Genomic DNA, 22,287 nt, shown 5'->3' on the forward strand with positions numbered 1-22,287 from the left:
ATCATGCGTCCGGATTCGGGCTGTCGCCCAGCCGGTGGACGAAGAACGCGCGACCGTGCCATCCATAGCGCAGGAACTCGCTGTAGTCGTAGAACCCGTCGGTGCGGGCGAAACACTCGCGCATGGCCCGTCGCATTCCGAACCGGGGATTCGCGCGGTTGCAGTTGTAGTCGTCCATCAGCAGCACCGCACCGTCGGGCATCAACCGGTGGGTCAACAGGTGGTCGAGCACCTGGGACGTGGACGCGTAGAGGTCGCAGTCCAGGTTGGCGATGGCCACCGGGCGGGTGATGGGTGTGGACAGCAACGTCTCCTCGTACATCCCGCGCACGACGGTCCAGTCCCGGTCGCCGAAACGGGCGGTGAACTCCCGGCGCAGCATCTCCTCGGTGCCGGGTGGGGCCGCGTCCTCCGATTCGCGCCAGTAACCGGTGTCGGCGACCTCGTAGGAGGCGACGTCCACCGGATCGACGCTCTTGGGGAAGCCCGCGAAGGAGTCGTACAGGTACAGATTCCGGGGATGCAGGACGTCGTAGAATTCGTGCATGGCGTTGAACTCCACGAGGAGATCGGCCAGGAGCAGCGAGCTGAATCCCTGGAAGCAGCCGAACTCCGCCACCGCACCGGGGATGTGGCACCCGTAGACGTACTCGAAGGTGGCTCGGAAGGCCTCGCCGTAGATTCTCCGAGCACGATCCTGGTCGTGGTAGGTGGCGTTTTCTATACGGTCGGGCGTTGGCATGTGTTCCACCTCGTCAGATCGCTCACCGGGCCACCGCGTCGTACAGGGTCGGGTCCACGTCGATGTCCATGTTCAACTCGCAGCAGCGGTAGCAGATCGGCTGCAGCCCCTGCCGGAGGGTCTCCCGCATCCGGGTGTAGGTCTCGCCGTGGAACACCTCCCGCAGGGATCCGTCCCGCAGCGACCCCATGACCGTGTCGGCGAACGTGGTGCAGCTCACGACCTGGCCGTTGGGAAGCACCGTGGTCTGGGCCCAGAGCTTCACACAGGTCCGCTCCCGGACGGTCTGGTGCCACCGGGGGGTGAAGAACCTGCTCTTGTCCTCGTTGCTGTAGCGGACGGGGGGGACCAGGACCGACACCGAGTCGGAGGTGTTCATCGCCTCGTCGAGCAGGTCGCGCAGCCGCTGCGGATCGAGGTCGGCGTGCTGGTGTTCGTTGCAGTACCCGGCCCAGGACAGGAAGGGCCGGCCGGTCACGGCCTCGAAGGCGGCCCGGGAACCCTCGCCCTCCGTGCGGGTGAAGAAGCTCGACAGGCCCACCGTGATCTCGGACAGGCCCAGCCGTTCGGTGAGCCGGACCATCTCGGGCAGGTGGGTGTAGTTCATGCCGGTAACCACGAAGTTGATCGCGACCTTCGGCCCCCGGCCGGCGCGCCGCGTCTCCTCCTGCAGGGCGGCCAGGCCCCTCATGGCCCGCCCGAAGGCGTTGCGCCCGCGGATGGGGTCGTTGACCTCGGGAGAGGGGCCGTCGACGGACAGGTAGACGTCGTCGATGCCGCTGGCCACGATGCCGGCCGCATGCCGGTCGAGCAGCGTGCCGTTCGTGCTCATGTCCAGGTTGCAGGACGGCAGCCGTTCCTTGGCGATCCGCATCAGCTCGACCGCGTGATCGTGCATGAGCGGCTCGCCGCCCATCATGGTCAGGTAGGTCGTCTCCGGGGTGCCGGTGTCCGCGGCGAGCTCGTCGACCAGCGCGGTCCACATCTCGAGGCTCATCTGGTCGCGGCGGACGTCCGCCAGCCAGCCGCTCTCGGCGGCCGAGTCCCCGTACATCCAGCACTCACGACAGGTCAGGTTGCACGACCAGTTCACGAACACCGTCACGTACCGGGGCATGGTCCTGACCACCGGGGTCAGTGGAATCATCGCTGGGCTCCGAATCTCGTGTCCGACAGGTCCGCTCGACCGAGCAGGTTGGCCAGGGCCTCGGTCGCCCATGGTTCGTCGGTGCGCAGCCGCTCACCGCCTTCCGCCGCGAGGTACCGGTGCAGGACGGGCAGGTGCTCGCCGGGCAGCTGGGAGGGGTAGTACAGCACCCCGCGCTCGATGGCCCGCCGGTACGGACCGGCCGCCACGAGGGTCCCGGCCCGCGTCGGCGCCGGGCCGGTCGCCGCGGCGTAGGGCAGGTCGGCGTACCAGACCACCGAGGGTTCCGGGACGAGGCAGGGGGCCACCGCGTCCACCGCCCGGCGGACCACCTCGTGATCGACATGGCCGCCGACGGCCATCGGGGCCAGCAGGAACCGCGGCCGCACGGCGGCCGCCAGCGCGGCCAGCCCGTCGGCCACCCGGCGGACCAGCCCGGGGTCGGCGGCAGCACCCATCTCCGTGTCGTCCGTGTACCCGCGCAGGCTGGCGTCCGGTAGCCGCAACGACACCAGGGCGGCGCCGGCATGCCGGTCGGCCCACGCCGCGTCCTCGGCCGTACGCAGCGCGGTGACCGAGGCGGCGTCCCCGTGCGCCGCCGACCCCGGCGCATAGCGGCTGCGCCCGAAGACGGTCACCGCGTGCAGGTCGTGTCCCGCGCCGGCCAGCGTGGCGACGGTCGCACCGACGGACCAGGCGAGGTCGTCCGGGTGCGGGGACACCAGCAGCACCGTCGACCCCATCAGATGAACTCGTCCAGGAGCCGGTAGTAGTGCTCGCGCACGGGATCGGGCTGTCGGCCGCAGCGGGCCAGCAACCGGGCCGCGTGGCCCGGACCGTAGCCCCAGCGGGTGCATTCCTCGCCGATGTTGCGCACCGCCACGGCCAGGTCCAGCCACACGTCGGCGACACCGCAGCGGCCGACGTCGAGCAGCGCGGTCGGGGCCAGGGTGTCCGGGTCGAGCAGCACGTTGTCCAGGCAGAGATCGCCGTGACAGACCACGAGCTGCTCCTGCTCCGGTGCCGGGGTGGCGTCGAGTTCCCGCTGCAGGTCCTGCGCACTCCAGCCGCGGTGGCGTGGTTCCAGGTCGGCCAGGTCGACGGTGCCCGTCCGCACGGCGTGCCGGGCGGCCGGGAGGGTGATCCGCAGGGTGCGGTCGAAGGGACACCGGGCGGCGGGCAGGCCGTGCAAGGCGAGGACGAGTTCGGCCACCGCGTCGATCACCCGGTCGAGCCGGTCCGCCGGCCAGGGTCCCGCCGCGGGGACCCCGGGCACCTCCCGGGTGACCAGCCACATGTGCGTCTCGTCGGCGCCGACGTCGACCACCTCGGGAACCGGAATCCCCTGCCGGGCCAGCCACGAGAGCCGCTCGGCCTCGGCCTCGGCCTGAAAGCGATGGTCCTCGCGCCCGCGTCGCGGCGCCGACTTCAGGTAGTGCCCGTCGAGCCGGTACACCCGGGTGCCGTAGGAGCGGGTCACGACGTGTGCCCAGGCCCGGTCCGGGCCGGGTCCCGGTGCCGCGACGGGTCGGGACGGAGCCTCAACCACAGGACGGATCCAGCCGGCGGGCCAGGGCCGGGTCCCGCTCCACCACCGCCTGCACGGTCTGTTCGATGCGCTGCCGGACCACCTCGTCGTCGAGCTCACCGCCGAACGCCTCGGCGCGGAACTGGGCCAGGCGTTCCGGCGACAGCGCGTCCGCCTCGAAGGTGTGCCGTTCGGCGACCTCGCGGGCGCCCTTCTCGAAGGCGGCCAGGGCATGATCCACGTCGGCGTCGGTGAAGGCGGTGGTGACCATGTGGGTCCCGCTGTCCTCGAAGTAGGCGCCGTGGTCGAAGGCGGCCCGGTAGACGTCCCACGAGATCTGCTCGGAGGGCATCACGACGTCGAACATCATCGGCGGGCCGGCGACCACGGCCGGGATACCGACCGCGGCGAGGACGTCGCGCATCCCGTCGCGCAGGACCCCGCCCAGCCGTTCGGCGTTGGCATGGGCCTGCGTGCCGTCGATCTCGTCCAGCACCGCCAGGGCGGCGGCCATCGGCGGTACCTCACGGGTGTACGTGCCCGCGACCCCGGCGGTGTCGTAGGCGTCGATCACGTCCCGCCGGCCCACCACCGACGAGATCGAGTGCCCGTTGCCCAGGCCCTTGCTCATGGTGATGAGATCCGCCGGGACGTTCCCGGTCCCGTTCAGCCCCCGCACCCCCCACCGGAAGGCGGTGATCACCTCGTCGATGATGAACAGGACGCCCTTGCTGGCACACAGCCGCGACAGGCCGCGGTAGTACTCCTCGTCGAACCAGGCCGGCTCCGGTGTGACGATCACCGCGGCCACGTCGTCGCCGAACGCGTCCAGCATCCGGGCCAGGGCGTGCCTGCTGTAGCCGAAGCAGCCGATCCGGTTGCCCGCGTCATAGCCGATGCGCAGGTAGGACAGGTGCCAGTCGTGCCAGCCGTGATAGCCGGAGGTGAGGATGACGTCGCGTCCGGACGCGGCCCGCGCCAGGCGGATGGCCGCCGTGGTCGCCTCCGACCCGGTCTTGCTGAACACGGCCTTCTCCCCGGCCGGGTAGCGCTCGCACAGTCGCTCGGCCAGCTCGATGCGGGGCAGCGAGAGGGTGCTCGCGAAGACGGTGCCGTGCTCGGCGATGCAACGGGTGATCGACTCCACCACCCGCGGATGGCGGTTGCCCAGCAGGAGGGCACCGCTGGCGGCCGTGACGTCGAGGATCCGCCGACCTTCGACGTCCTCCATCCAGGAACCTTGGGCCGAGACGAAGACCGAGGGAAACCGGGTGCCGATGTCGTAGTCCTCCGCGGCGGTGCACCGCCGGGCCCGCTGGATCGTCTCCTGGTTGGTCAGCGCAGTCACCCGAGAACCTCCATGTTCGTTGTCAGCGCCGTTTCCAGTTCGGTGAGCACGGTGGCCGCCACCGCGGCGCCGACCGGATCGGCCAAGGTCGTGCTGATGGTGAAAGCACAGGGGGAACCGGTCCCGGCGTTCTGACGCCCACCGTGCGCGACACCCGTGTGGAGGGTGACGGCCGCGGCGATGACGTCCCCGGTGAAGGTGCAGGAGTCCGCCGGTAGCCGGGCCGGGTCCAGGCGCTGCATGCTGTGGAAGCACCCGTCGGGATGCACGCGCACGGTCTGCCGGTCGACCGCCACCGGCACCGCCGGGACCTCGAGCTCGCCGTGCGGGCCGAACAGGTCACCGCTGTGCTGGACCAGCCGTTCCAGGGCCTGCTCGGTGGTCGCCGCGGCTCCCCGGCGGCGCGCGTGCGCCCCCTCCAGGAGATAGCCGGTCCACTGGGCCATCGCCTGGGTGACCACACAGGCCCAGTACAGCTCGGCCGGGCTGAGCCGGTCCGAACCGATGGCGAAGTTGAACTGGTCGTACAGCGCCAGTTCGGTGGTGGGGGTGATCAGTCCGGTGCGCAGGCAGCGCTCGAAGTCGGGGGAGCCGGGGATCGGGTAGAAGGGGTTGGTCCAGAAACGCACCCCGGCGAGCATGAGGTTGACCGAGTCGCGGGCGAGCTCGCTGCACTCCTGGCCGAGCAGGCCGACGATCAGCGAGGCGCCGACGTCCACCCCCTGTTCCCGGAACAGGGCCGCACCGTCGTTGACCTTCTGCAGCGAGGTGAAACCCTTGCGGATGCGGCGCAGGCGGACGGGGTCGGTGGTCTCCAGGCCCAGGAACAGGCTGCGGAACCCGGCCGACACCATGTCGTCCACCAGGGAGCCGTCCAGGTCGACCACGGTCATCCCGTTGGGCAGGTGCAGTTCGACGTCCAGCCCACGGCGGGTGATCTCGCGGCAGATCTCGCGCACCCTGGGCACGTCGAAGGTGAAGTTGTCGTCCTCGACGAAGAACCGGCGGATGCCGTGGTCGGTCACGTAGTGCTCGATCTCGTCGGCGACGTTGTGCGGGCTGCGGGCCCGGAACTTCCTGCCCACGGTGGCGTGCACCGTGCAGAAGGAGCACGAGAAGGGGCAGCCGCGACTGGTGATCAGCGTCGCGGTGGAGTCGTAGCTGCTCATCTCGAGCAGGTTGACCGCCGGCAGGGGCAGGCCGTCCAGATCGGTGAGGAACTCGGTACGCGGCTGCACGTGGACGCCAGGGCCGCCCGGCGGACACCCGCACAGGCCGGTGCCGCAGCGATAGGCCACGCCGGCCAGCCCGGTCAGGGGCGCTCCGTCCAGCAGGGCCTGCACGATCTCGACCACGTTCGACTCGGCCTCGCCCAGCACCAGCGCGTCGAAGGCGGGCTCGGTCATGGCGTGCTGGAAGGCGACCGTGGGGTGCTGACCGCCGAGCACGACCCGGGCGTGCGGCAGGATCCGCCTGGCGAGCCGACCGAGTTCGTAGGCCGGCTCGTAGTACGGGGTGAACATGCAGGACACGCCGACCAGGTCGTAGCCGCGGCGTAGCTGCTGCTCCAGCCGGTCCCAGCGCGCGCCCCAGTGGACCAGGTGCCCCCAGCGCGGATGTGCGGCGACCTTGGCACGGTCGGCCGCCGTGTAGTCGGCCGGGTCGACCACGTGGTTGTCCTCGGTGTTGGCCAGCGCGTCGAAGATGTCGACCTGCATGCCCGCCGCACGCAGGCGGGACGCCAGGTAGGCCAGGCCGATCGGCATGTGTCGACCGATCTCGATCATGCAGGCCCGGATCGGCGGTTTGATCAGAAGTATCCGAGGGGCCCCCTCGGCGGGCGTCCAGGTCATGGTTACCGATCCTCGGCGGGCGTCGCGGCGTTCTCATGGGCCGCGTAGTACGACAGCAACAGTTCGTGGATGTCCTCGTCGGCGAAGAAGAGCATCTCCGGGGGCGGCACGAACGCCGAGTCGATGCGGTCCAGCATGGTGGTGAAGGCGGAGCGGAAATGCTCCTCGATCATCGGAGGCCAGTCCTCCATGATCTTCCAGTCGTGCTCGTAGGCGGTCCCCATGGTGTGCAGGACGGCGGTCGCCAGGCACTCGTCCCGGGTCATCGCCTGGATCGGTGGCCGGATCGGGGTGAAGACGGACAGGTCCATCCCCACGGCGCCCGGGCCGTCGAGGATCAGGTCCGCCATGTGGGTGGCCAGTAGCGGTGACTGGTGCAGCCCGTCCCGGTAGGTCCCCGTCATGAGCCACAGCCCGGCCAGACCGGTCGAACCGAGCAGCGGGAAACCGTCGAGCGGGATGGGCCGGTTGCCGATCAGGGTGCGCTCGACCCAGCCGGCGTTCAGGTCGGCGCGCAACTGCCGGGTGCCACCGAGGAGCAGGTTGAGCTCGCCGATGGCGGCGGAGGTGCCGGGGTGCCGTTCGACCTCGTTGGTGGCCCCCAGGTAGATCAGGCCGTCGCCGCGCGGGACCACGTGCAGACCGCAGGCGAAGGCCCGGTTGGGCGTGCGGATCACCCCGGTGGGGATCGCCCCGGTGACGGTGCGGACCATCAGGGCGACCCCCCGTCCGGCGACCACCGGCGGGATCAGGGCGCGGACGTCCGGCGGCAGGCAGTCCAGCAGCCCGGTGGTGTGTGCCCCGGCGGCGAGCACCACCTGTCCGGCCGCCACGCTCCGCCCGGAGGCGAGCCTGACTCCGGTGGCCCGGCCGGCGGAGACGACCACCTCGGTGACGAGGTCGTCGATCAGCGTGCCGCCGCGGCGCCGGATCGCCGTCTCCAGAGCGGTCAGCAGGGCCGGGCTGTCGACGGCGTGCTCGCCGGGGATGTGCATCGCCCGCAGGGGACGGGAGGTGGGGACCGGATCGAGCCAGTCGAGCGAGGCCGGATCCACCTCCTCGTAGGGCTCCTTGTACTCCTCCAGCGCGGTCCGGATCGCCTCGTACCCGCCGGTGTCGATGTCGTGGACACCGATCGTGTTCAGGATGACGGTGGTGCCGTGCGCGGTCCGGATCGCGGTCTCGTCGGACTCCTCCAGCAGGGCCTGTTCCCAGTCCGTCCACAGGGCTGTGGCGCGGAAGTCCATCTCCAGCTTGAGCCGGCCGACCTCACTGCGCAGGAGCTGCGGGGTGACCTCCCCGAAGCACCCGTTCATGGCGCCGGCAGCCGCCGACGCGGCCCACGGCCGTGCGGACTCGCCGACCACCGCGACCCTGAGGCTCCGACGGGCGAGCACCAGTCCCAGTGACATGCCGACCGAACCGTTACCGACGACGACGACATCACACGTAGCCGACGGATCGCCCATGACTTCTGCTCCTCTCGCGCAACACTTCTCACCAGTCCGTACCGGTCGGGTCCCGGCGGGGGATCATGTGGGCCGCGGCTATGCTGACCGGTGGCGACCGGGAGCCGGCGTAGGGAGAACAGTGGCGGTCCGTGACGGTGGCGGTTCGGCCCCTGTGGGCTCGCAGGAGCAGGCAGTGGACCGGGTGCGGGAGACCGTGGCCCGCAGCCGCAGGTACGGGGCGGTGGCCCCCGAGACGGTGCGTCGTCTCGCCGAGCGTGCCCTGGTCGCCTCCCGGGGGGACGAGCCGGAGGCGGTGAAGCGCACCAAGCGGTCGCTGCACGAGATCTACGGCGCCTACCTGCCGGAGCGGGCCCCCGGCTACCCGGGGCTGCTGCGCGACATCGGTGCGGCGGTCGGGGGCGGGGATCCGGACGCCGTCGCGGCGGCCGTGTCCCGGGCGATGCGGGTGCACGCCTCCACCCGTGAGCGGCTTCCGTACCTGCGGGAGTTCTACGCCGCGGTGTTCGGCGCCGTTCCCACGCCGGCCGTGGTGCAGGATCTGGCCTGCGGTCTGAACCCGCTGGCCTTCGGATCGATGGGCCTGCCCGCGCAGACCACCTACCTGGCCTCGGACATCGACTCCCAGCAGATGGAGTTCCTGGACCGGGCGCTGGACCTGCTGGAGGTCGAGCACCGGGTCGAGGTGGTCGACCTCGTGTCGGGTGCCGTGCCCGCGCAGCACGCCGACGTGACGCTGGTGCTGAAGACGTTGCCCCTGCTGGAGCGCCAGCGCGCCGGCGCCGGCTGGGAACTCGTCGACGCGCTGAGGTCGCCGTTCGTGGTGGTGAGCTTTCCGACCAGATCGCTGGGGCAGCGTTCGAAGGGCATGTTCCAGACGTACTCGGCCGCCTTCGAGGCGCAGGCGGCCGAGCGGGGCTGGACCTTCGACCAGGCCGAGATCGCCAACGAGCTCATCTACATCGTGCGCAGGTGACCGGCCGGGGATTTCCCGGCCCGCGGCCGGATCGACCCGGCAGGCATCGGCCCGGCAGACACGGCCCCCGGGCGGTCTCCCGGTACTCGGAACAGGTCCACCGACCATGGTCACCGGTCCTCCGGGCGACGCAGCACCATGAGGACGTCCCGCGGACCCGGGCGGGTGGGGGCGCCGCGGCGGGCGGACCACCGGGCGGCGAGCTGCCCGGGGTCGACCGTGCGCAGGAGGCTCGGGTCGAAGGCGGGAAGATCCAGGCGGTAGTCCAGCTCGTGCGTGGCACTCACCTGCACCCAGTCCAGACCGGACCCGAGCGCGGCCTGCACGTAGTCCTCGAAGAACATCCGGTTGACGGTGTCGCTGTCGAACACGTGCCAGACCAGGAGATCGATGAGGTCGGCAGGCAGTGCACTGGCCAGCAACGCCCGCAGCTCGTCCCGGGAGTAGGCGAGATGGGCCCAGGGCGGTAACAGGGTGTCGCGCCAGAAGAGCAGGTCCTGCTCCCGGTAGCGCACGTACTCGAGCTGGTGCCCGTCCACCGCACTCCAGATCGGGCCGAAGTGCGCGTACAGCAGGCCCCCGGGACGCAGGACCCGGTGGACCTCGGCGAGCACGGCGGGTACGTCCACGAACTGGAAGGCGTTGCTGGAGAACACGGCGTCCGCGCCGCCGTCGGGTACCGGCATCTGCTCGGCCGGCACGGGCAGGACACGGTACCGGTCCCGGGCGTCCCCCCGGGCCGGGCGACGGGGGTCGACGGCGACCCAGGAAGCCACGTCGCAGGCCCGTGCGTGGTGGGGGGGAAGAGACCCACCGATCTCGACCACGTCCGCTCCGGCCAGTGGTACCCGGGCGGCGAAGTCGGCGAACACCGCCTCCTCGTCCAGGGCGAGCCCCCCGATGACGCTCATCGGGCTCCCGGTGCGGTGAGCGTCGCGTGCTCCAGGGCCACCGGGCGGCGGCGGAGACGGGACTGGGTCACCGCCTCCGCGATGCGCAGCGCGGCGAGGGCGTCGTCGAGCGTGCAGGGACTGGGACCGCCGGTGCTCACCATGGTCACGAACGCCTCCATCTCGGCCCGGTACGCCGTGGCGAACCGGTCCATGAAGGACGACCAGGGCTGCGCGGCGGGTACCGGCCCGTCGGGTTCGACCGAACGCAGCGGCACCCGGGCGTCGAGGCCCACCGAGATGCTGGCGGAGGTTCCGGCCAGATCCATCCGCACGTCGTAGCCGTGCCCGTTGTAACGGGACGCCTGCAGGGTGGCCAGGGAACAGTCGTCGAGGGTCAGCAGCACCACGGTCTCGTCCACGTCGCCGACGTCACCGAAGTACTCGGCGCCGCGCCGGGCACCTGCGGCGAACGCCTCGACCACCTCGCGTCCGCTCACCCAGCGCAGGGCGTCGAAGTCGTGGATCTGGCAGTCACGATGGATGCCGCCGGACACCGCCACGTAGTCGAACGGCGGCGGCTGAGGATCCGCGGTGACCATGTGCACGCGCCGCAGCTGACCCAGGGCACCGGATCTCAGGGCCTCCCGCCCGTTGCCGAACCCGGTGTCGAACCGGCGCTGGAAGCCCACCTGCACCGGGATCCCCGAAAGCCTGACCTCGGTGGCCACGCGTTCACCGACGCTTAGCTCCCGGAAGACCGGCTTCTCGCAGAAGGTCGGAATGCCCAGGGCGCAACACCGCAGGACGATGTCGGCGTGGGTGTCGGTGGGAGAGGCGATCGCCACCGCGTCCGGGCGGAGGGCGATCAGCGCCTCGAGATCCGCCGCGACCCGGGCCCCGGCCGCGCTCGCCCCGCGGGCGGCCTGCTCCTGGTCGACGTCGGTGATGACCAGTTCGTCCACCCGGGGGTCGTCGGCCAGCGTGCGGGCGTGCACGGCGCCGATTCGGCCGGCCCCGACGAGTCCGATCCGCATGTCAGGCCACTGGCCAGGGACGCGCGGTACCGGCGACGCGGTTCCAGACGTTGATCGCCGCGATCACCCAGACCAGTTCGGCCAGCTCCACCTCGGTGAGGACCACCGAGACCTCGCCCCACATCTCGTCCGTGACCGGCCGGCGGTCCATCTGGGTGATGGCCTCGGTGAGGGTCAGCGCCGCACGTTCCTGTGCCGAGAAGTGCGGCGACTCGCGCCAGACGGGCAGGGCCAGCAGCTGCTTCTGGGTCGCGCCGGCCTCGAGGGCGGCCGGGCTGTGGGCGCCGACGCAGAAGGCGCACCCGTTGATCTGGGAGGCCCGGGTGCGGACCAGTTCCAGGAGCGAGGCCGGCAGGCTGACCTTGTCGGTGGCGGCGTCGAAAGCCTCCATGGCCGACATGATGTGGGGAGCCAGGAGGTCCACACGGAGACGAAAAGAGCTGGAGGTTAGCGTTTTCTCCGCCATCGATGAATTCCTCTCGACCAGGCGTTGAATCGGATCGCGGATTACCGGCGGGCCGGCGGTTCCCGGCGGGGTCTAGACGTGGGGACGCGCGGGAGATCACCGGGTGGAACCTGCCGGGAACCGCTGTGCTGGCATGGGACGCGCTGGCATGGGACGCGCGGGTATCGGACGCGCGGGCGATGGCGCGCTCCGCGGCCGGCACGTTCTCGTCGCGCAGCAGGTCGGCGAGGTAGTCCGTGACGCTGTGATAGGTGCGATCCGCATACCGGTGCCGGTATCCCCCGCCTTCCTGCGGATCGGCGAGCAGCAGATCGTGCAGCGCGGCCGGCGGGTTATGATAGAGGAACTGCAGCACGGCCGTGTCCCGTTCGGCTTCCAGGAGCTGCTCGAACGGCGTCCGGGTGAAATCTCCGATGAACAGTGCGGTGCCGCGGAACTTCTCGTTGAGATTGGTCATCTCGCAGGTGGCTATCACATGCCCGCGCGGGTTGACGCCCAGTTGCAGACTTCCACAGTCGGGGAGCCGGTCCGGCGTGAACCGGCTGTAGTGCCTGGTGAGAGCCGCCATGACTTCCGGGTCGTTGCCCTCGGTGGTCAGGCTGTTGGGGTAGACCGTCTCACCGCCCAGGTCCAGGTCGTCCAGCAGCTGGGCGTCCACGTCGGGCAGGTGGGAGGCCACCCAGCTCAGCTCGTGCACCATGCCGAGGTCGGCGCAGGCCCGGCGGAGGTGGCGCAGCCGCTCGACCGGCACGAACGGCAGGTGAAAGGCGCTCGCACTCGGGAAGATCGCCTGGACCCCGGCCTGCTGGAGACGGCTCACGAGCGTACGGGCGCGTTCGGGGGTGCGGGCCCAGAAGCCGTTCGTGTTGAGGGAGACGTAGTACCCGAGATCCGTGGCGGCGCGGGCGAGCGCACAGGTGTCCTCCGGATGAAGCATGATCTCGCCGCCGCCCAGGTCGAGGAACCTGCGACCGAACCTGGCTGCCGTCCGCAGGATTTCTATCGCGGTGGCCAGGTCGAACCTCTCCCGGCGATGTGGACTCGATTGGACCAGGCAATGTGCGCAGGTCGCGTTGCAGGCATAGGTGTAGATCAGGTACACGCGCTCGTGGTTCCCGTAGGTGTAGCACACCCCGGTATGCGGATAGACCTGTTCCAAAATTCCCCCAAACCCATTGCTTTTACCTGGGCGGATTCGGCCGCGAACGAGCGATCTCGACAAGTGCGGGAACGCCGTCGGGAACTGTCGGTGGAGAGCAGGGTTGTCTCCCGGCAAAGATTGCGTCACTGTAGGACAACATGGCGAGATTGGTCAACTGTGGCTCACCGGCTTCATCCGCGACGACGGCGGGTGACGTTGAGGTGGAACTGTGACTGGCGTAGCAACCAGTTCTGCGTTGCCGGGGTCCTGTGGAGGGCATGGTTGTCCGGGATCAGGCACGGGTCGTACGCGGAGGTACTGAGGCGCCGATCCGCTTCAGGAAACGACGGGGAACTCCCCGTGTCGGCGCCGCCGGTCGGGCCGCGGGTTGCCCGTGCCATTGTTTGCGCTGGTCAGGTCGGGTCTTCGCGGTCAGGGGTGGGACGGGGCGGGGTTGTGGGGCGGCGGGGTCGGCGCCGGGCGGCGGCGATCCCGGTGTGACCCGCGCGGCGGACGGGGCCGATCATGTCGTGACGGAGCGTGAGTGCGGTGTGGGGCCGGTCGCCGGCCCGGGCTCGGGAAGCCATCTCACGGAACGTCACGTCCCTTACCTGTGAGGCTGCCGTCCCCCGTCGTGCTGTCGTCTTTCTGTCATCCGGCCCCTCCGGGGCGGGCGGCGCTACGGGCGGGAGCGGCCTGTGGGGGCGGTCACACCGGCGGTCATGGGAGACGACCGCCGCGGTCCTGACGCCCGGCCCGGCCTGGTCGTGCGGGCGTCGCGGGTGACCCGCGTCGCGCGGCGGTGTGGTGCTCGAGGTGCACGCCCCGTCCCGGGCAACCCCGGCAGGGCAGGATCCGCAGGGCGCTCCTAGGATGGCCGACGCAGGAACGCGGCGCCGCCGCGTCGGCGGCGGAGTCGGGCCGGAAAGCGGAGTCGGGCCGGAGAAAAGCGGAGTCGGGCCGGAGAGGAGTGCCACCGTGCCGGGCACGCTCTATCTGGTCCCGGTGCCCATCGGGGACCCCGGCGACATCACCGCCCGAGCCGTCGACGTGCTGCGGCAGGTCCCGGTGGTCGCGGCGGAGGACACCCGCAACGCGCGGCGCCTGTTGCAGCCGCTCGGGACGTCGCCCCGGTTGCTCAGCTACCACGACCACAACGAGCAGGAGCGGGGTCCCCAACTGCTGTCGCTGCTGCAGGAGGGCGCGGACGTCGCCGTGATGTCGGACGCGGGCACCCCGCTGGTCAACGACCCCGGCTACCGCCTGGTCGCCGCGGCCATCGAGGCAGGGATCCCGGTCCGCCCGCTGCCGGGGGCCAGCGCGCCGGTCACCGCGCTCGTCGGATCCGGCCTGCCGGTACACCGGTTCCACTTCCTCGGGTTCCTGCCCCGCCGACCGGCCGCCCGCCGGGCGGCCCTGGAGCAGGTGCGCGGTCTCGACGCCTCCCTGGTGCTGTTCGAGGCGCCACACCGGATGACCGAGTGCCTGGCCGACCTGACCGCCGTGCTGGGTGAGCGGCGGGCGGCGCTGGCACGCAACCTGACCAAGCCGGACGAGCAGTTCATCCGGGGGACGCTCGACGAGGTCCGTGCCGTGCTGGCCGGGGAGCAGCCGGTCCGCGGGCAGTTCACGGTGGTCGTGGAGGGGGCGGGGACGCGGGCCGCCGCCGGGGAGACGGAGCTGGCCGACCGCGTCGCCGAGGCGATGCTGCGGCACGGAGCGGGTGCCCGGCTGGCCCGCGAGGTGGTCCGTGAGGTCACCGGCCTGCCGCGCAACCAGGTGTACGCACTGGTCGGGGAGGCCGAGGGCCGGGTCCGGTCCGGTACCTGCCCGCCCGCGGGTGGACCGGCCGACTAGACTGGTTCTGAGATGCCGAGGATGAGTCCGCCCGTCATGCCTGTTGTGCCGGCTCCCGTGCTGGCGACGCCGCACGGGACGGTCGAGCTACCGACGTTCCTGCCGGATGGCACCCGGGCGGCGGTGCGCAGCACGGATCCCCGTGACCTGCGCGAGGTCGGGATCGAGGCGGTGATGTGCAACGCCTTCCATCTTGCCCAGCGGCCCGGTGTCAGGCCGGTGAAGCGGGTCGGCGGGTTGCGTCGCTTCATGGCCTGGGACGGCGTGGTGGTCACCGACTCGGGCGGGTTCCAGGTGCTGTCCCTGCTGCGGCGGCAGGGGCAGCACAGCGCGATCCGCCCCGGCGGGGTGGTCTTCCGCAATCCTGCCGACGGCACGAAGGTCGAGCTCACCCCGCAGCGGGTGATCGAGTGGCAGTTCGGGCTGGGCTCGGGCGTCGTCATCGCGCTCGACGACTGCACGGGTCCGGAGGACTCGCCGGCCGAGGTGGTGGCCTCGGTCGACCGCACGATCCGCTGGTTCCGCGACACCCGTACCGCCTTCGATCTCCAGTGTCGGCAGCGCCGGCTGGAGAACCCGCCGCTGCTGGTCGGTGTGGTGCAGGGCGGTGCGGATCCCGACCAGCGCAAGCGCTGCGTGGAAGCCCTGGTGGAGGCGGGCGCGCAGGGGTTCGGCTTCGGCGGCTGGCCCCTGGACGGCAACGGCGTGCTCGAACGGGAGATGTTCGCCCTGCTCTCGGCGTCCACGCCGCCCGAGGCCCCGCTCTTCGCGCTCGGGGTGGGCAAACCCGAGCATCTCGTGGCGCTGTGCCAGATCGATCGCCGGTGGGTGTTCGACTGCACCATTCCCACCCGGGACGCACGGCATGGTCGCCTGTACGCCTTCAACAACGCCCCGCTGGCCGCCGACGGGTCGTTCTACCAGAACGTCCACATCCTGGACGAACGCAACCATCGCATCGACGAGCCGATCTGTCCCACCTGCGACTGCCCCACCTGCACCCGGTACGGCCGGTCGTACCTGCACCATCTCTTCCGGGTCAGGGACGGGCAGGCCGACCGGCTGGCCACGCTGCACAACCTGCGCTTCTACACTCGACTTATCGAGCAGCTGCGGGCGGGCGGGCGCGCGCTGGCAGCCGGCCCGGCCGAGATTGGGGACGACGACACGTGACGGTGAACCCGACCCGGGGCGCGGTCGGAGGGACGGACCCCCGACCCGCCGCGGTGGTGCTGTTGAGCGGGGGGCTGGACTCGGCAACCGTGCTCGCCATCGCCAACCAGCAGGGATTCGCCTGCCACGCGTTGAGCTTCCGCTACGGCCAGCGGCACGAGGTCGAACTCGCCGCGGCCCGGCGGGTGGCCTCCGCGCTCGGGGTGGTCCGGCATGTGGTGGTCGACATCGACCTGGGGGTCTTCGGCGGGTCGGCGCTGACCGACCCGACCATCGCCGTCCCGGCGGCCGGAACGGCGGAGGAGATCCCGGTCACCTATGTCCCGGCCCGGAACACGATCTTCCTGTCCTTCGGGCTGGCCCTGGCCGAGACCGCGGGTGCCTGGGACGTGTTCATCGGCGCGAGTTCGGTCGACTACAGCGGCTACCCGGACTGCCGTCCCGAGTACCTGGCCGCCTACCAGGCGATGGCCAACCTGGCGACGAAGGCCACCGTGTCGGGTGAGCGCACCCTGTCGGTCCATGCCCCGCTGATGCACCTGAGCAAGGCGGACACGATTCGCCTTGGTCTCTCGCTCGGGGTTGACTACGGGCTGACGCACAGCTGCTACGACCCGGGGCCGGACGGCCGGCCCTGTGGGCGGTGCGACTCCTGCTCGCTGCGGGAGCGTGGTTTCACCGAGGTGGGAGTCCCTGACCCGGCGGGGGGCTGACATGGTTTATCGGATCAAGGAGATCTTCTACACGCTGCAGGGGGAGGGCGTGCGGTCCGGCCGCCCGGCGGTGTTCTGCCGGTTCGCCCTGTGCAACCTGTGGACCGGGCGGGAACGCGACCGTCACCGGGCGGTGTGCCAGTTCTGCGACACCGACTTCGTGGGTACCGACGGCCCCGACGGCGGCGTGTTCGACACCCCGGACGACCTGGCCGACGCCGTGGCCGCGCGGTGGCCGTCCGATGCCCCCGGGGCACTGCCCTACGTGGTCTGCACCGGCGGTGAGCCGTTGTTGCAGCTCGACACCCCGGCCGTGTCCGCCCTGCACACACGAGGTTTCGAAGTGGCCGTCGAGACCAACGGCACCTGCCCGGCGCCGGCCGGGCTGGACTGGGTGTGCGTGTCCCCCAAGGCGGGGGCGCCGCTGCGGCTGACCACCGGTGACGAGCTGAAACTGGTCTTCCCGCAGCCCGGCGCCGGACCGGAGCTGTTCGCCGGCCTGGAGTTCGGCCATCACCTGCTGCAGCCGATGGACGGGCCGCACCGGGAGGCCAACACCCGGGCGGCGCTCGACTACTGCCTGGCCCACCCACGCTGGAGGCTCAGCATTCAGACCCACAAGATCCTGGGGATCCGCTGATGGAGATCTTCCGCGAGTTCACCTTCGAGGCCGCGCACCGCCTGCCGGAGGTGCCGGAGGGTCACAAGTGCGCCCGGCTGCACGGGCATTCCTTCCGGATCGCGATCCAGGTGGTCGGCCCGGTCGACCCCCGGGCTGGATGGGTGATGGACTTCGCCGACCTCCGGGCGGCGTTCGCTCCGCTGCACGACCAGCTGGACCACCGCTACCTCAACGAGGTGCCGGGCCTGGACAACCCGACCAGCGAGAACCTCGCCCGGTGGATCTGGGACCGGCTGGCCGGCGAGCTCCCGCTGAGCGCGGTCACCGTCCGCGAGACCTGCACGTCGGGGTGCATCTACCGAGGTGACGAGCCGGACCGGACACCGGCGTGACCCCGCCGGGCGCCGACCAGGAGGCCGTGGCGGCGGCCGCCGCCCGGATCGCCCGTTCGGCCAAGTACCGGGGCGTGCACCCCGAGACCATCGCCCATGTCGTGGAGCAGGAGGCGAGCGCCGGGGGAACCGGCCCGGTCGAGCACCGGGCCCGGGTGCGGCTGCACCGGGTCGCCGCCCTGCACCTGCTGAGCGGGCGGACAGCGGTGCTGCGCCGCGAGGTGGCACGGTTGCCGACCGGCGATCCGCAGGCCCTGAAGGCCGGCTGCCGGGCCGTGCTGGCCCGGCACGTCTCCACCGCCGAGCGCCTTGCCGACCTGGACGACTTCTACCCCGCGCTGCTGTCGATCCTGCCCGCCCCGGACACCGTTGTCGACATCGCCTGTGCGTTGAACGTCCTCACCGTCCCCTGGCTGCTGGAGACCTGTGACGCCACGTACACGGGCTACGACCTCAACGCCGACTTCGTCGAGATCGGCAACGCCTTCCTCGCCATGGTGCATCCGCAGGGCTGGGTGGTCCACCACGACGTGGTGGCCCAGGGTCCCCCACCGCGGGCCGATCTGGCACTGCTGCTGAAGACCTACCACTGCCTGGAGGACCGTCGGCGGGGCAGCGGCCTGCGGCTGGTCGAGACCGTCGACGCCCGGCACGTCGCCGTCTCCTTCCCCACCCGGGCGATGAACGGGCGGCCGGCCGTCTTCGCGCCGCCGATGCAGGAGGAGCTGGAGCGGCTGGCCGACCGGCGCGGCTGGTCGGTGGACCGGGTGCGGCTGAGCACCGAGGAGCTGGTCGTCCTCGGCCGGTCGCCGCAGGACATGTCGTCGCCCGAGGCGCTCCCGACCCGGGCGCACCAGGGCTGAGGATCGGCGGGTTATGCTCGTCAGCGGTGCCGGTGTGCGGGAACGGGAGAGGGAGCGTCGGTGATGCGGCAGTGGCCCTGACGAAGCTGGGCAACCCGGAGGCGAAGGCCGACCGGTCCCTGGAGACGTTCCCGATCGACGACACCTCGCAGGAGATCAGGATCGACTGCCGGGAGTTCACCTGCCGGTGCCCGATCACCGGCCAGCCGGACTGGGCGACGATCCGCATCGACTACCGGCCGGGCGGGCGTGGTCTGGAGACCAAGAGCCTCAAGCTCTACCTGGAGACCTTCCGGGAGGAAGGGATCTTCCACGAACACCTGGCCACCCTGATACGTGACGATCTGGTGGCCGCGCTCGCTCCGGTGCAGCTCACCGTCACCGTGAACTTCAACGCCCGGGGCGGCATCGCGCTGGCGGCCTCCAGCACCTACCGTCGCGAGGCCTGACCCCGCCCCTGCCGGACGGTCCTGGACCTCGGCCGAGCTCACCAGCGCCCCTACGACGGCACGCACCGTGTTCGTCGGACGGCGCTCCTGCCCGGAGTGCCTCCCGCGCGGAGCGCGGTCACCCTGGTCGACGGCTGCCGCGTTTTCGCCTCCGGACTCAGGGTCACTGCCCGGGGGTGCGGACCGCCGTCGGCATCGCGGCGTGGGAGACGCCACGATCGCCAGCGGCTTCTCCTTCTGAGCCACATGGCCGGAACGGCGCCCGGATGAACATCTTCCCCTCGTCGCTGACACCCCCACACGTCAGCTGATAAACCAGTCTTCCGTCAGAATCCGTGCCGACCCATACGGCCAGAGAAAAGTGGCATGTCAGCGGCTTCGCCACACCTGTCAGGGAAAAAGCCAGCCCGTCGGAGTTGGCTCAGAACTGCCTTTCGTCGGGCCGACGCCGGGCCGAAGGCAATCCCCGCCGCCTTCTTCCAAAGGAGCCGCTGTGCCATGAGCGTTTTCCATCCTCGGTTCTCCTAAATTCCTTCGTGCGTCAGGACGAGGATGGCTTGGGAAATTGTGCCGACGCGGCGGGGGCAGCCGCGGTACCGGTCGAGGACATGCCAGTTCTTGAGGACGGCGAATCCTCGTTCGCCGACAGCGCGGGTGGCCGAGAGGCTGCGGTTCTTCTCCTTGTCGGCGTCGGGTAGTTCGGCGTTCTGGGGTTTCTTGCGGGGGGTGAGGAGTTGTTCGCTCTCGCCGCCGACGTAGCCCTTGTCGGCGTAAAGGTAGATCGTCTCCGCCTGGTTGATCAGGTGGAGGATGTTGTGGGACCTCGCGGCGGTGATGTCGTGGGTGGATCCGGGCAGTCCGTCGGAGATCCAGATCATCCGGCCGTAGGGGTCCATCAGGCCCTGGAGGTTGACGCCGTGGTGTTTGTGTTTGCCGGAGTAGTAGAGCCTGTTGTGGGCGCGGATCCGGTTGATGCGGATGACGGTGCCGTCGAGGATGAGGAAGTTGCTCCGGCACCAGGCGAAGGCCCAGACGGCGGCGAGCAGGGTCCGGCCACGGCCGGCGAGCAGCGCGACGGCCTCGTGGACGTAGCGGCACACAGTGGCCACCCCGACCTGGAATCCCTCGACGAGGCGGGTGTAGGTGTCTCCGTTGCGCAGGTGGGCCAAGGCAAGAAGTGCCTGGTCACGGGCCGGGACCTTGCGCCAGTTCCCGTGGCGTTCGCGGTCGTCGGCGAGCAGCGCCGTCAGAAGGTGTTTGAGATCGTCGTTTAGATGATTCTCTGTAGCGGTCGGGGTCCGGGCCGCTGGGCGGGGGTGCGCCGGTCGATGCGGCGGACCATGGTGGCGATCATGGCCCAGCGGATGAGGGATTCGGCGTGGTCGGGGCGGCGTTCGTAGTCGCGGGCGTGCCGGCGGTAGCCGGTGATCCACGACCACGTTCGTTCGACGACCCAGCGACGTGGCAGGACGGAGAAGCCCTTCTGCCCGGCGGGTTTGCGCACCACCTGCAGGGTGAGGGTCAGGATCCGGGCGGCCCAGTCCATGAAGACACCCGCGAACCCGGCGTCGGCGAATACGAGCCGTAGCCGCCGGCCGGCGAAGAAACTGTCGAGGAGGAGCTGCCGGCCACTGGCGGTGTCATGGGTGCTGGCCGGGACCACGAGCACGGCCAGCAGCAGTCCCATCGTGTCCACAGCGATGAACCGCTTACGACCGTTGACCTTCTTGCCGGCGTCGTAGCCGCGGGAGGAGGCGGGCACGGTGTCGGCGCCCTTCACCGACTGGGAATCGATGATCCCCGCCGACGGTTCGACATCGCGTCCTTCCGCCCGGCGGGCCTGCTCCCGCAGCACGTCGTGAACACGTTCGGTGACACCCAGATCGTGCCAGAGGGCGAAGTAGTAGTACACGGTCTGCCACGGCGGATAGTCCGACGGCAACGCCCGCCACGCACACCCCGAGCGCACCACATACAGGATCGCGTCCACCAGATCACGCCGATCATGCTTCTCCGGCCGGCACACCGCCGCCGGCGGCGGGAGCAACGGCCCGACCAGAGCCCACTGCGAGTCCGACAGATCCGACGGATACCGATGACGGTGAGCATGCGCCATCCGTCCACCGTCAGCCCCCAGCCACCCCCACCCGGCCATGATCCGACGAGTGCACCCCCATCGCGCACCCCGGAAGATCACACACCGTCACCAGCGGGCATTCTCAAACACCTTCTCAGCTTGTCGTTTAACCTTCGGGTGTCACTCTGTGTGATAGTCGCTGGTGGTTTGGGGTGGGCCGGCGTGTCGCCGTGACGTGAAGCGGCCTCCTGTTGATCCTGGTTTCTCACCAAAGACACCGTGATCAGACAGAAGGCCGTGGAGGACAGCTTGGCCCACGATGTCCCCATCGTCGAGCACCTTGGGGTGCTGTGTCGGTTCCGCCAGGAGTTCTATGGCTGTCTGACCCGGCGGGCGGATGCCCTGTTCGAGCTCACCGACGCCGTGCTGTGCGCGGACGGCCCGGTCCGTGACCTGGTCGGCCTGTCGCCGGCAGCGGAGCACCGCCGAGGGCACGGCGCGTTGTACGGCGCGATCAACCACGGCCGGGTCGAGATCAGCCGGCTGCGCCGCGCGCTGGCCGGGCTGCCGCTGCCGCGGGCCGCCGACGGCCGGATCGTGCTGGGTGTGGACGTCAGCCCGTGGCTGCGCCCGGCGAGGTTCCCAACTCCTCACACCAGGTGAGGCCACATGTGAGTCCGCGGGCAGCGCCGGGCGTCCGCGCCCGGCGAGGTTCCCAACTACTCCGGCACCGAGACCGCCGCGAACATCACAGGCAGCGCCGGGCGTCCGCGCCCGGCGAGGTTCCCAACCCCGTGGTGGCGGCATCTGCCGCGATCGCGGCGGCGGGCCGTCGGGGGTCCATTTCCCACCGAGGACGATGCGCAGAAGGCGCTGATGGCCTCGTTAGCGGAGCTTCACGGCGGCGACTGGCTGGAAGAGGCCTGACTCGAACCCACGACCGACGGATTATGAGATCATCGGCAGCCTGTTCGCCGGTCTCCATGGACGTCCGCCGGTCCTGATCACAGGTACACCCGGTCGCCCCGCCGCTTCTTGATGATCGACGCCACAATATGGACAATACATCCTTTGAAGCCATAATCGCACCGATCTGGTCGCGCAACGGTGCAGGTCGACCGGCGTACACCAGATCGTCGATCATAGCCAAAGAGGCATAAGTTATTCGCCAGCTAGGAAACTCAGGCTAGTCCAGAACATCCGCCGCGGCTACGACGAACTCGACGTCGAGGCCGATTCTCACCCGATACTGTCGCCCGTTCTCACCGAGCTCGCCCGCGCCATCTGACCGCCCGGCCGGCCAGAGCCTCGCACGCCCTACCCCTCACAACGCAACAGCCTTGTGTCGAGGCCATGCCAGGGTGACGCGCTCGATGTCAATGTGGATGCCTGCGCCTGCGACGATGTCTCTGCCGAGGGCCGCGACGATGCCGTCTGCGATGGCACCAGCCCGGACCGTCGGTGCGCATGAATCGTATGCCCCGCCCCGTCCCACCAGCCGCGTCCGATGAACTTGGGCGCAGCTGCCCGTCATCCTCGGCCGC

The 22,287-nt window shown here is 70.4% G+C and carries 20 protein-coding genes and 2 pseudogenes; 9 read left to right on the top strand and 13 right to left on the bottom strand.

Annotated elements, in window-relative coordinates:
* Position 1 precedes the first annotated feature (1 nt).
* From FRANCCI3_RS16955 to FRANCCI3_RS16985, 7 genes are read right to left on the bottom strand one after another with little or no spacing between them, the layout of a single operon-like run.
* On the bottom strand, positions 2 to 742 hold the full coding sequence (locus FRANCCI3_RS16955) for a TylF/MycF/NovP-related O-methyltransferase (protein WP_011437746.1): 741 nt from the start codon (positions 740 to 742) through the stop codon (positions 2 to 4).
* A gap of 22 nt (positions 743 to 764) precedes the next feature.
* Positions 765 to 1,889, bottom strand: a complete 1,125-nt coding sequence (locus FRANCCI3_RS16960) for a radical SAM protein (protein WP_011437747.1) — start codon at positions 1,887 to 1,889, stop codon at positions 765 to 767.
* Positions 1,886 to 2,632 carry a PIG-L deacetylase family protein gene (locus tag FRANCCI3_RS16965; protein ID WP_011437748.1) on the bottom strand — a complete coding sequence of 249 codons (747 nt, stop codon included), beginning with the start codon at positions 2,630 to 2,632 and terminating at the stop codon, positions 1,886 to 1,888. Before FRANCCI3_RS16965 ends, FRANCCI3_RS16960 begins: the two co-directional genes overlap by 4 nt.
* Entirely contained in the window at positions 2,632 to 3,438 is an 807-nt protein-coding gene (locus FRANCCI3_RS16970) for an APH(3') family aminoglycoside O-phosphotransferase (protein WP_011437749.1), read from the bottom strand. Before FRANCCI3_RS16970 ends, FRANCCI3_RS16965 begins: the two co-directional genes overlap by 1 nt.
* The gene (locus FRANCCI3_RS16975; protein WP_011437750.1) at positions 3,431 to 4,765 is read right to left on the bottom strand and encodes an aminotransferase class III-fold pyridoxal phosphate-dependent enzyme; all 1,335 of its coding nucleotides are present in this window, start codon (positions 4,763 to 4,765) and stop codon (positions 3,431 to 3,433) included. Before FRANCCI3_RS16975 ends, FRANCCI3_RS16970 begins: the two co-directional genes overlap by 8 nt.
* Positions 4,762 to 6,618: a B12-binding domain-containing radical SAM protein gene (locus FRANCCI3_RS16980; protein WP_011437751.1), complete on the bottom strand. Its 1,857-nt coding sequence runs from the start codon at positions 6,616 to 6,618 to the stop codon at positions 4,762 to 4,764. Before FRANCCI3_RS16980 ends, FRANCCI3_RS16975 begins: the two co-directional genes overlap by 4 nt.
* Positions 6,619 to 6,620: 2 nt before the next feature.
* A complete protein-coding gene (locus FRANCCI3_RS16985; protein WP_011437752.1) occupies positions 6,621 to 8,087 on the bottom strand; it encodes an NAD(P)/FAD-dependent oxidoreductase in 1,467 nt (488 codons plus the stop codon).
* A 154-nt stretch (positions 8,088 to 8,241) separates the two neighbouring features.
* Between FRANCCI3_RS16985 and FRANCCI3_RS16990 the strand changes: the two genes are divergently transcribed.
* Entirely contained in the window at positions 8,242 to 9,063 is an 822-nt protein-coding gene (locus tag FRANCCI3_RS16990; RefSeq protein WP_235609335.1) for an Rmt family 16S rRNA (guanine(1405)-N(7))-methyltransferase, read from the top strand.
* A gap of 110 nt (positions 9,064 to 9,173) precedes the next feature.
* Here the strand turns inward: FRANCCI3_RS16990 and FRANCCI3_RS27550 are convergent, their stop codons facing one another.
* The 4 genes and pseudogenes from FRANCCI3_RS27550 to FRANCCI3_RS29145 all read right to left on the bottom strand — a co-directional run.
* On the bottom strand, positions 9,174 to 9,974 hold the full coding sequence (locus tag FRANCCI3_RS27550) for a class I SAM-dependent methyltransferase (RefSeq protein ID WP_011437754.1): 801 nt from the start codon (positions 9,972 to 9,974) through the stop codon (positions 9,174 to 9,176).
* On the bottom strand, positions 9,971 to 10,990 hold the full coding sequence (locus FRANCCI3_RS17000; RefSeq protein WP_011437755.1) for a Gfo/Idh/MocA family protein: 1,020 nt from the start codon (positions 10,988 to 10,990) through the stop codon (positions 9,971 to 9,973). Before FRANCCI3_RS17000 ends, FRANCCI3_RS27550 begins: the two co-directional genes overlap by 4 nt.
* A 1-nt stretch (position 10,991) precedes the next feature.
* Positions 10,992 to 11,456: a carboxymuconolactone decarboxylase family protein gene (locus FRANCCI3_RS17005; RefSeq protein WP_011437757.1), complete on the bottom strand. Its 465-nt coding sequence runs from the start codon at positions 11,454 to 11,456 to the stop codon at positions 10,992 to 10,994.
* A gap of 805 nt (positions 11,457 to 12,261) precedes the next feature.
* A pseudogene (locus FRANCCI3_RS29145) lies at positions 12,262 to 12,744 on the bottom strand (radical SAM protein); the annotation flags it as partial.
* A gap of 831 nt (positions 12,745 to 13,575) precedes the next feature.
* Here FRANCCI3_RS29145 and rsmI point away from each other — a divergent pair.
* The 7 genes from rsmI (at position 13,576) to queF (ending at position 18,666) form a co-directional block, all read left to right on the top strand.
* A complete protein-coding gene (rsmI, locus tag FRANCCI3_RS17010) occupies positions 13,576 to 14,454 on the top strand; it encodes a 16S rRNA (cytidine(1402)-2'-O)-methyltransferase (protein ID WP_023842148.1) in 879 nt (292 codons plus the stop codon).
* 36 nt (positions 14,455 to 14,490) lie between these two features.
* Positions 14,491 to 15,627, top strand: a complete 1,137-nt coding sequence (locus FRANCCI3_RS17015) for a tRNA-ribosyltransferase family protein (RefSeq protein WP_070133240.1) — start codon at positions 14,491 to 14,493, stop codon at positions 15,625 to 15,627.
* A gap of 2 nt (positions 15,628 to 15,629) precedes the next feature.
* On the top strand, positions 15,630 to 16,340 hold the full coding sequence (gene queC / locus FRANCCI3_RS17020) for a 7-cyano-7-deazaguanine synthase QueC (protein ID WP_011437760.1): 711 nt from the start codon (positions 15,630 to 15,632) through the stop codon (positions 16,338 to 16,340).
* A 1-nt stretch (position 16,341) separates the two neighbouring features.
* A complete protein-coding gene (gene queE, locus FRANCCI3_RS17025; RefSeq protein WP_011437761.1) occupies positions 16,342 to 16,980 on the top strand; it encodes a 7-carboxy-7-deazaguanine synthase in 639 nt (212 codons plus the stop codon).
* Positions 16,980 to 17,354, top strand: a complete 375-nt coding sequence (gene queD, locus FRANCCI3_RS17030) for a 6-carboxytetrahydropterin synthase QueD (protein WP_011437762.1) — start codon at positions 16,980 to 16,982, stop codon at positions 17,352 to 17,354. The genes queE and queD overlap by 1 nt, the downstream gene beginning before the upstream one ends.
* Positions 17,351 to 18,217, top strand: coding sequence for a 16S rRNA methyltransferase (locus FRANCCI3_RS23620; RefSeq protein WP_011437763.1), 867 nt, complete (start codon positions 17,351 to 17,353; stop codon positions 18,215 to 18,217). Before queD ends, FRANCCI3_RS23620 begins: the two co-directional genes overlap by 4 nt.
* 77 nt (positions 18,218 to 18,294) lie before the next feature.
* Positions 18,295 to 18,666 (top strand): preQ(1) synthase, encoded by a 372-nt coding sequence (queF, locus tag FRANCCI3_RS17040; protein WP_049761113.1) that lies wholly within the window; start codon positions 18,295 to 18,297, stop codon positions 18,664 to 18,666.
* Positions 18,667 to 19,190: 524 nt separating this feature from the next.
* Here the strand turns inward: queF and FRANCCI3_RS17045 are convergent.
* Entirely contained in the window at positions 19,191 to 19,916 is a 726-nt protein-coding gene (locus tag FRANCCI3_RS17045) for an IS5/IS1182 family transposase (RefSeq protein WP_035942159.1), read from the bottom strand.
* Between the two features lie 20 nt (positions 19,917 to 19,936).
* A complete protein-coding gene (locus FRANCCI3_RS17050) occupies positions 19,937 to 20,782 on the bottom strand; it encodes an IS5 family transposase (protein WP_023842153.1) in 846 nt (281 codons plus the stop codon).
* A gap of 270 nt (positions 20,783 to 21,052) precedes the next feature.
* On the opposite strand from FRANCCI3_RS17050, the pseudogene FRANCCI3_RS17055 reads away from it, so the two are divergent.
* Positions 21,053 to 21,376: pseudogene (locus tag FRANCCI3_RS17055) on the top strand (transposase); the annotation flags it as partial.
* Positions 21,377 to 22,287 lie beyond the last annotated feature (911 nt).

Origin of the sequence: Frankia casuarinae (assembly GCF_000013345.1) — a bacterium.
In the GTDB taxonomy this organism is placed as follows: Bacteria; Actinomycetota; Actinomycetes; order Frankiales; family Frankiaceae; genus Frankia; species Frankia casuarinae.

What these genes read in the sequence shown, in the direction of transcription:
- FRANCCI3_RS17005 (WP_011437757.1), bottom strand. Translation starts at nt 11,456, where the DNA reads ATGGCGGAGAAAACGCTAACCTCCAGCTCTTTTCGTCTCCGTGTGGAC.
- FRANCCI3_RS17015 (WP_070133240.1), top strand. Translation starts at nt 14,491, where the DNA reads ATGCCTGTTGTGCCGGCTCCCGTGCTGGCGACGCCGCACGGGACGGTC.
- FRANCCI3_RS16960 (WP_011437747.1), bottom strand. Translation starts at nt 1,889, where the DNA reads ATGATTCCACTGACCCCGGTGGTCAGGACCATGCCCCGGTACGTGACG.
- queD (WP_011437762.1), top strand. Translation starts at nt 16,980, where the DNA reads ATGGAGATCTTCCGCGAGTTCACCTTCGAGGCCGCGCACCGCCTGCCG.
- FRANCCI3_RS27550 (WP_011437754.1), bottom strand. Translation starts at nt 9,974, where the DNA reads ATGAGCGTCATCGGGGGGCTCGCCCTGGACGAGGAGGCGGTGTTCGCC.
- FRANCCI3_RS16980 (WP_011437751.1), bottom strand. Translation starts at nt 6,618, where the DNA reads ATGACCTGGACGCCCGCCGAGGGGGCCCCTCGGATACTTCTGATCAAA.
- FRANCCI3_RS16965 (WP_011437748.1), bottom strand. Translation starts at nt 2,632, where the DNA reads ATGGGGTCGACGGTGCTGCTGGTGTCCCCGCACCCGGACGACCTCGCC.
- queE (WP_011437761.1), top strand. Translation starts at nt 16,342, where the DNA reads ATGGTTTATCGGATCAAGGAGATCTTCTACACGCTGCAGGGGGAGGGC.
- FRANCCI3_RS16955 (WP_011437746.1), bottom strand. Translation starts at nt 742, where the DNA reads ATGCCAACGCCCGACCGTATAGAAAACGCCACCTACCACGACCAGGAT.
- FRANCCI3_RS16985 (WP_011437752.1), bottom strand. Translation starts at nt 8,087, where the DNA reads ATGGGCGATCCGTCGGCTACGTGTGATGTCGTCGTCGTCGGTAACGGT.
- FRANCCI3_RS17050 (WP_023842153.1), bottom strand. Translation starts at nt 20,782, where the DNA reads ATGGCGCATGCTCACCGTCATCGGTATCCGTCGGATCTGTCGGACTCG.
- FRANCCI3_RS17000 (WP_011437755.1), bottom strand. Translation starts at nt 10,990, where the DNA reads ATGCGGATCGGACTCGTCGGGGCCGGCCGAATCGGCGCCGTGCACGCC.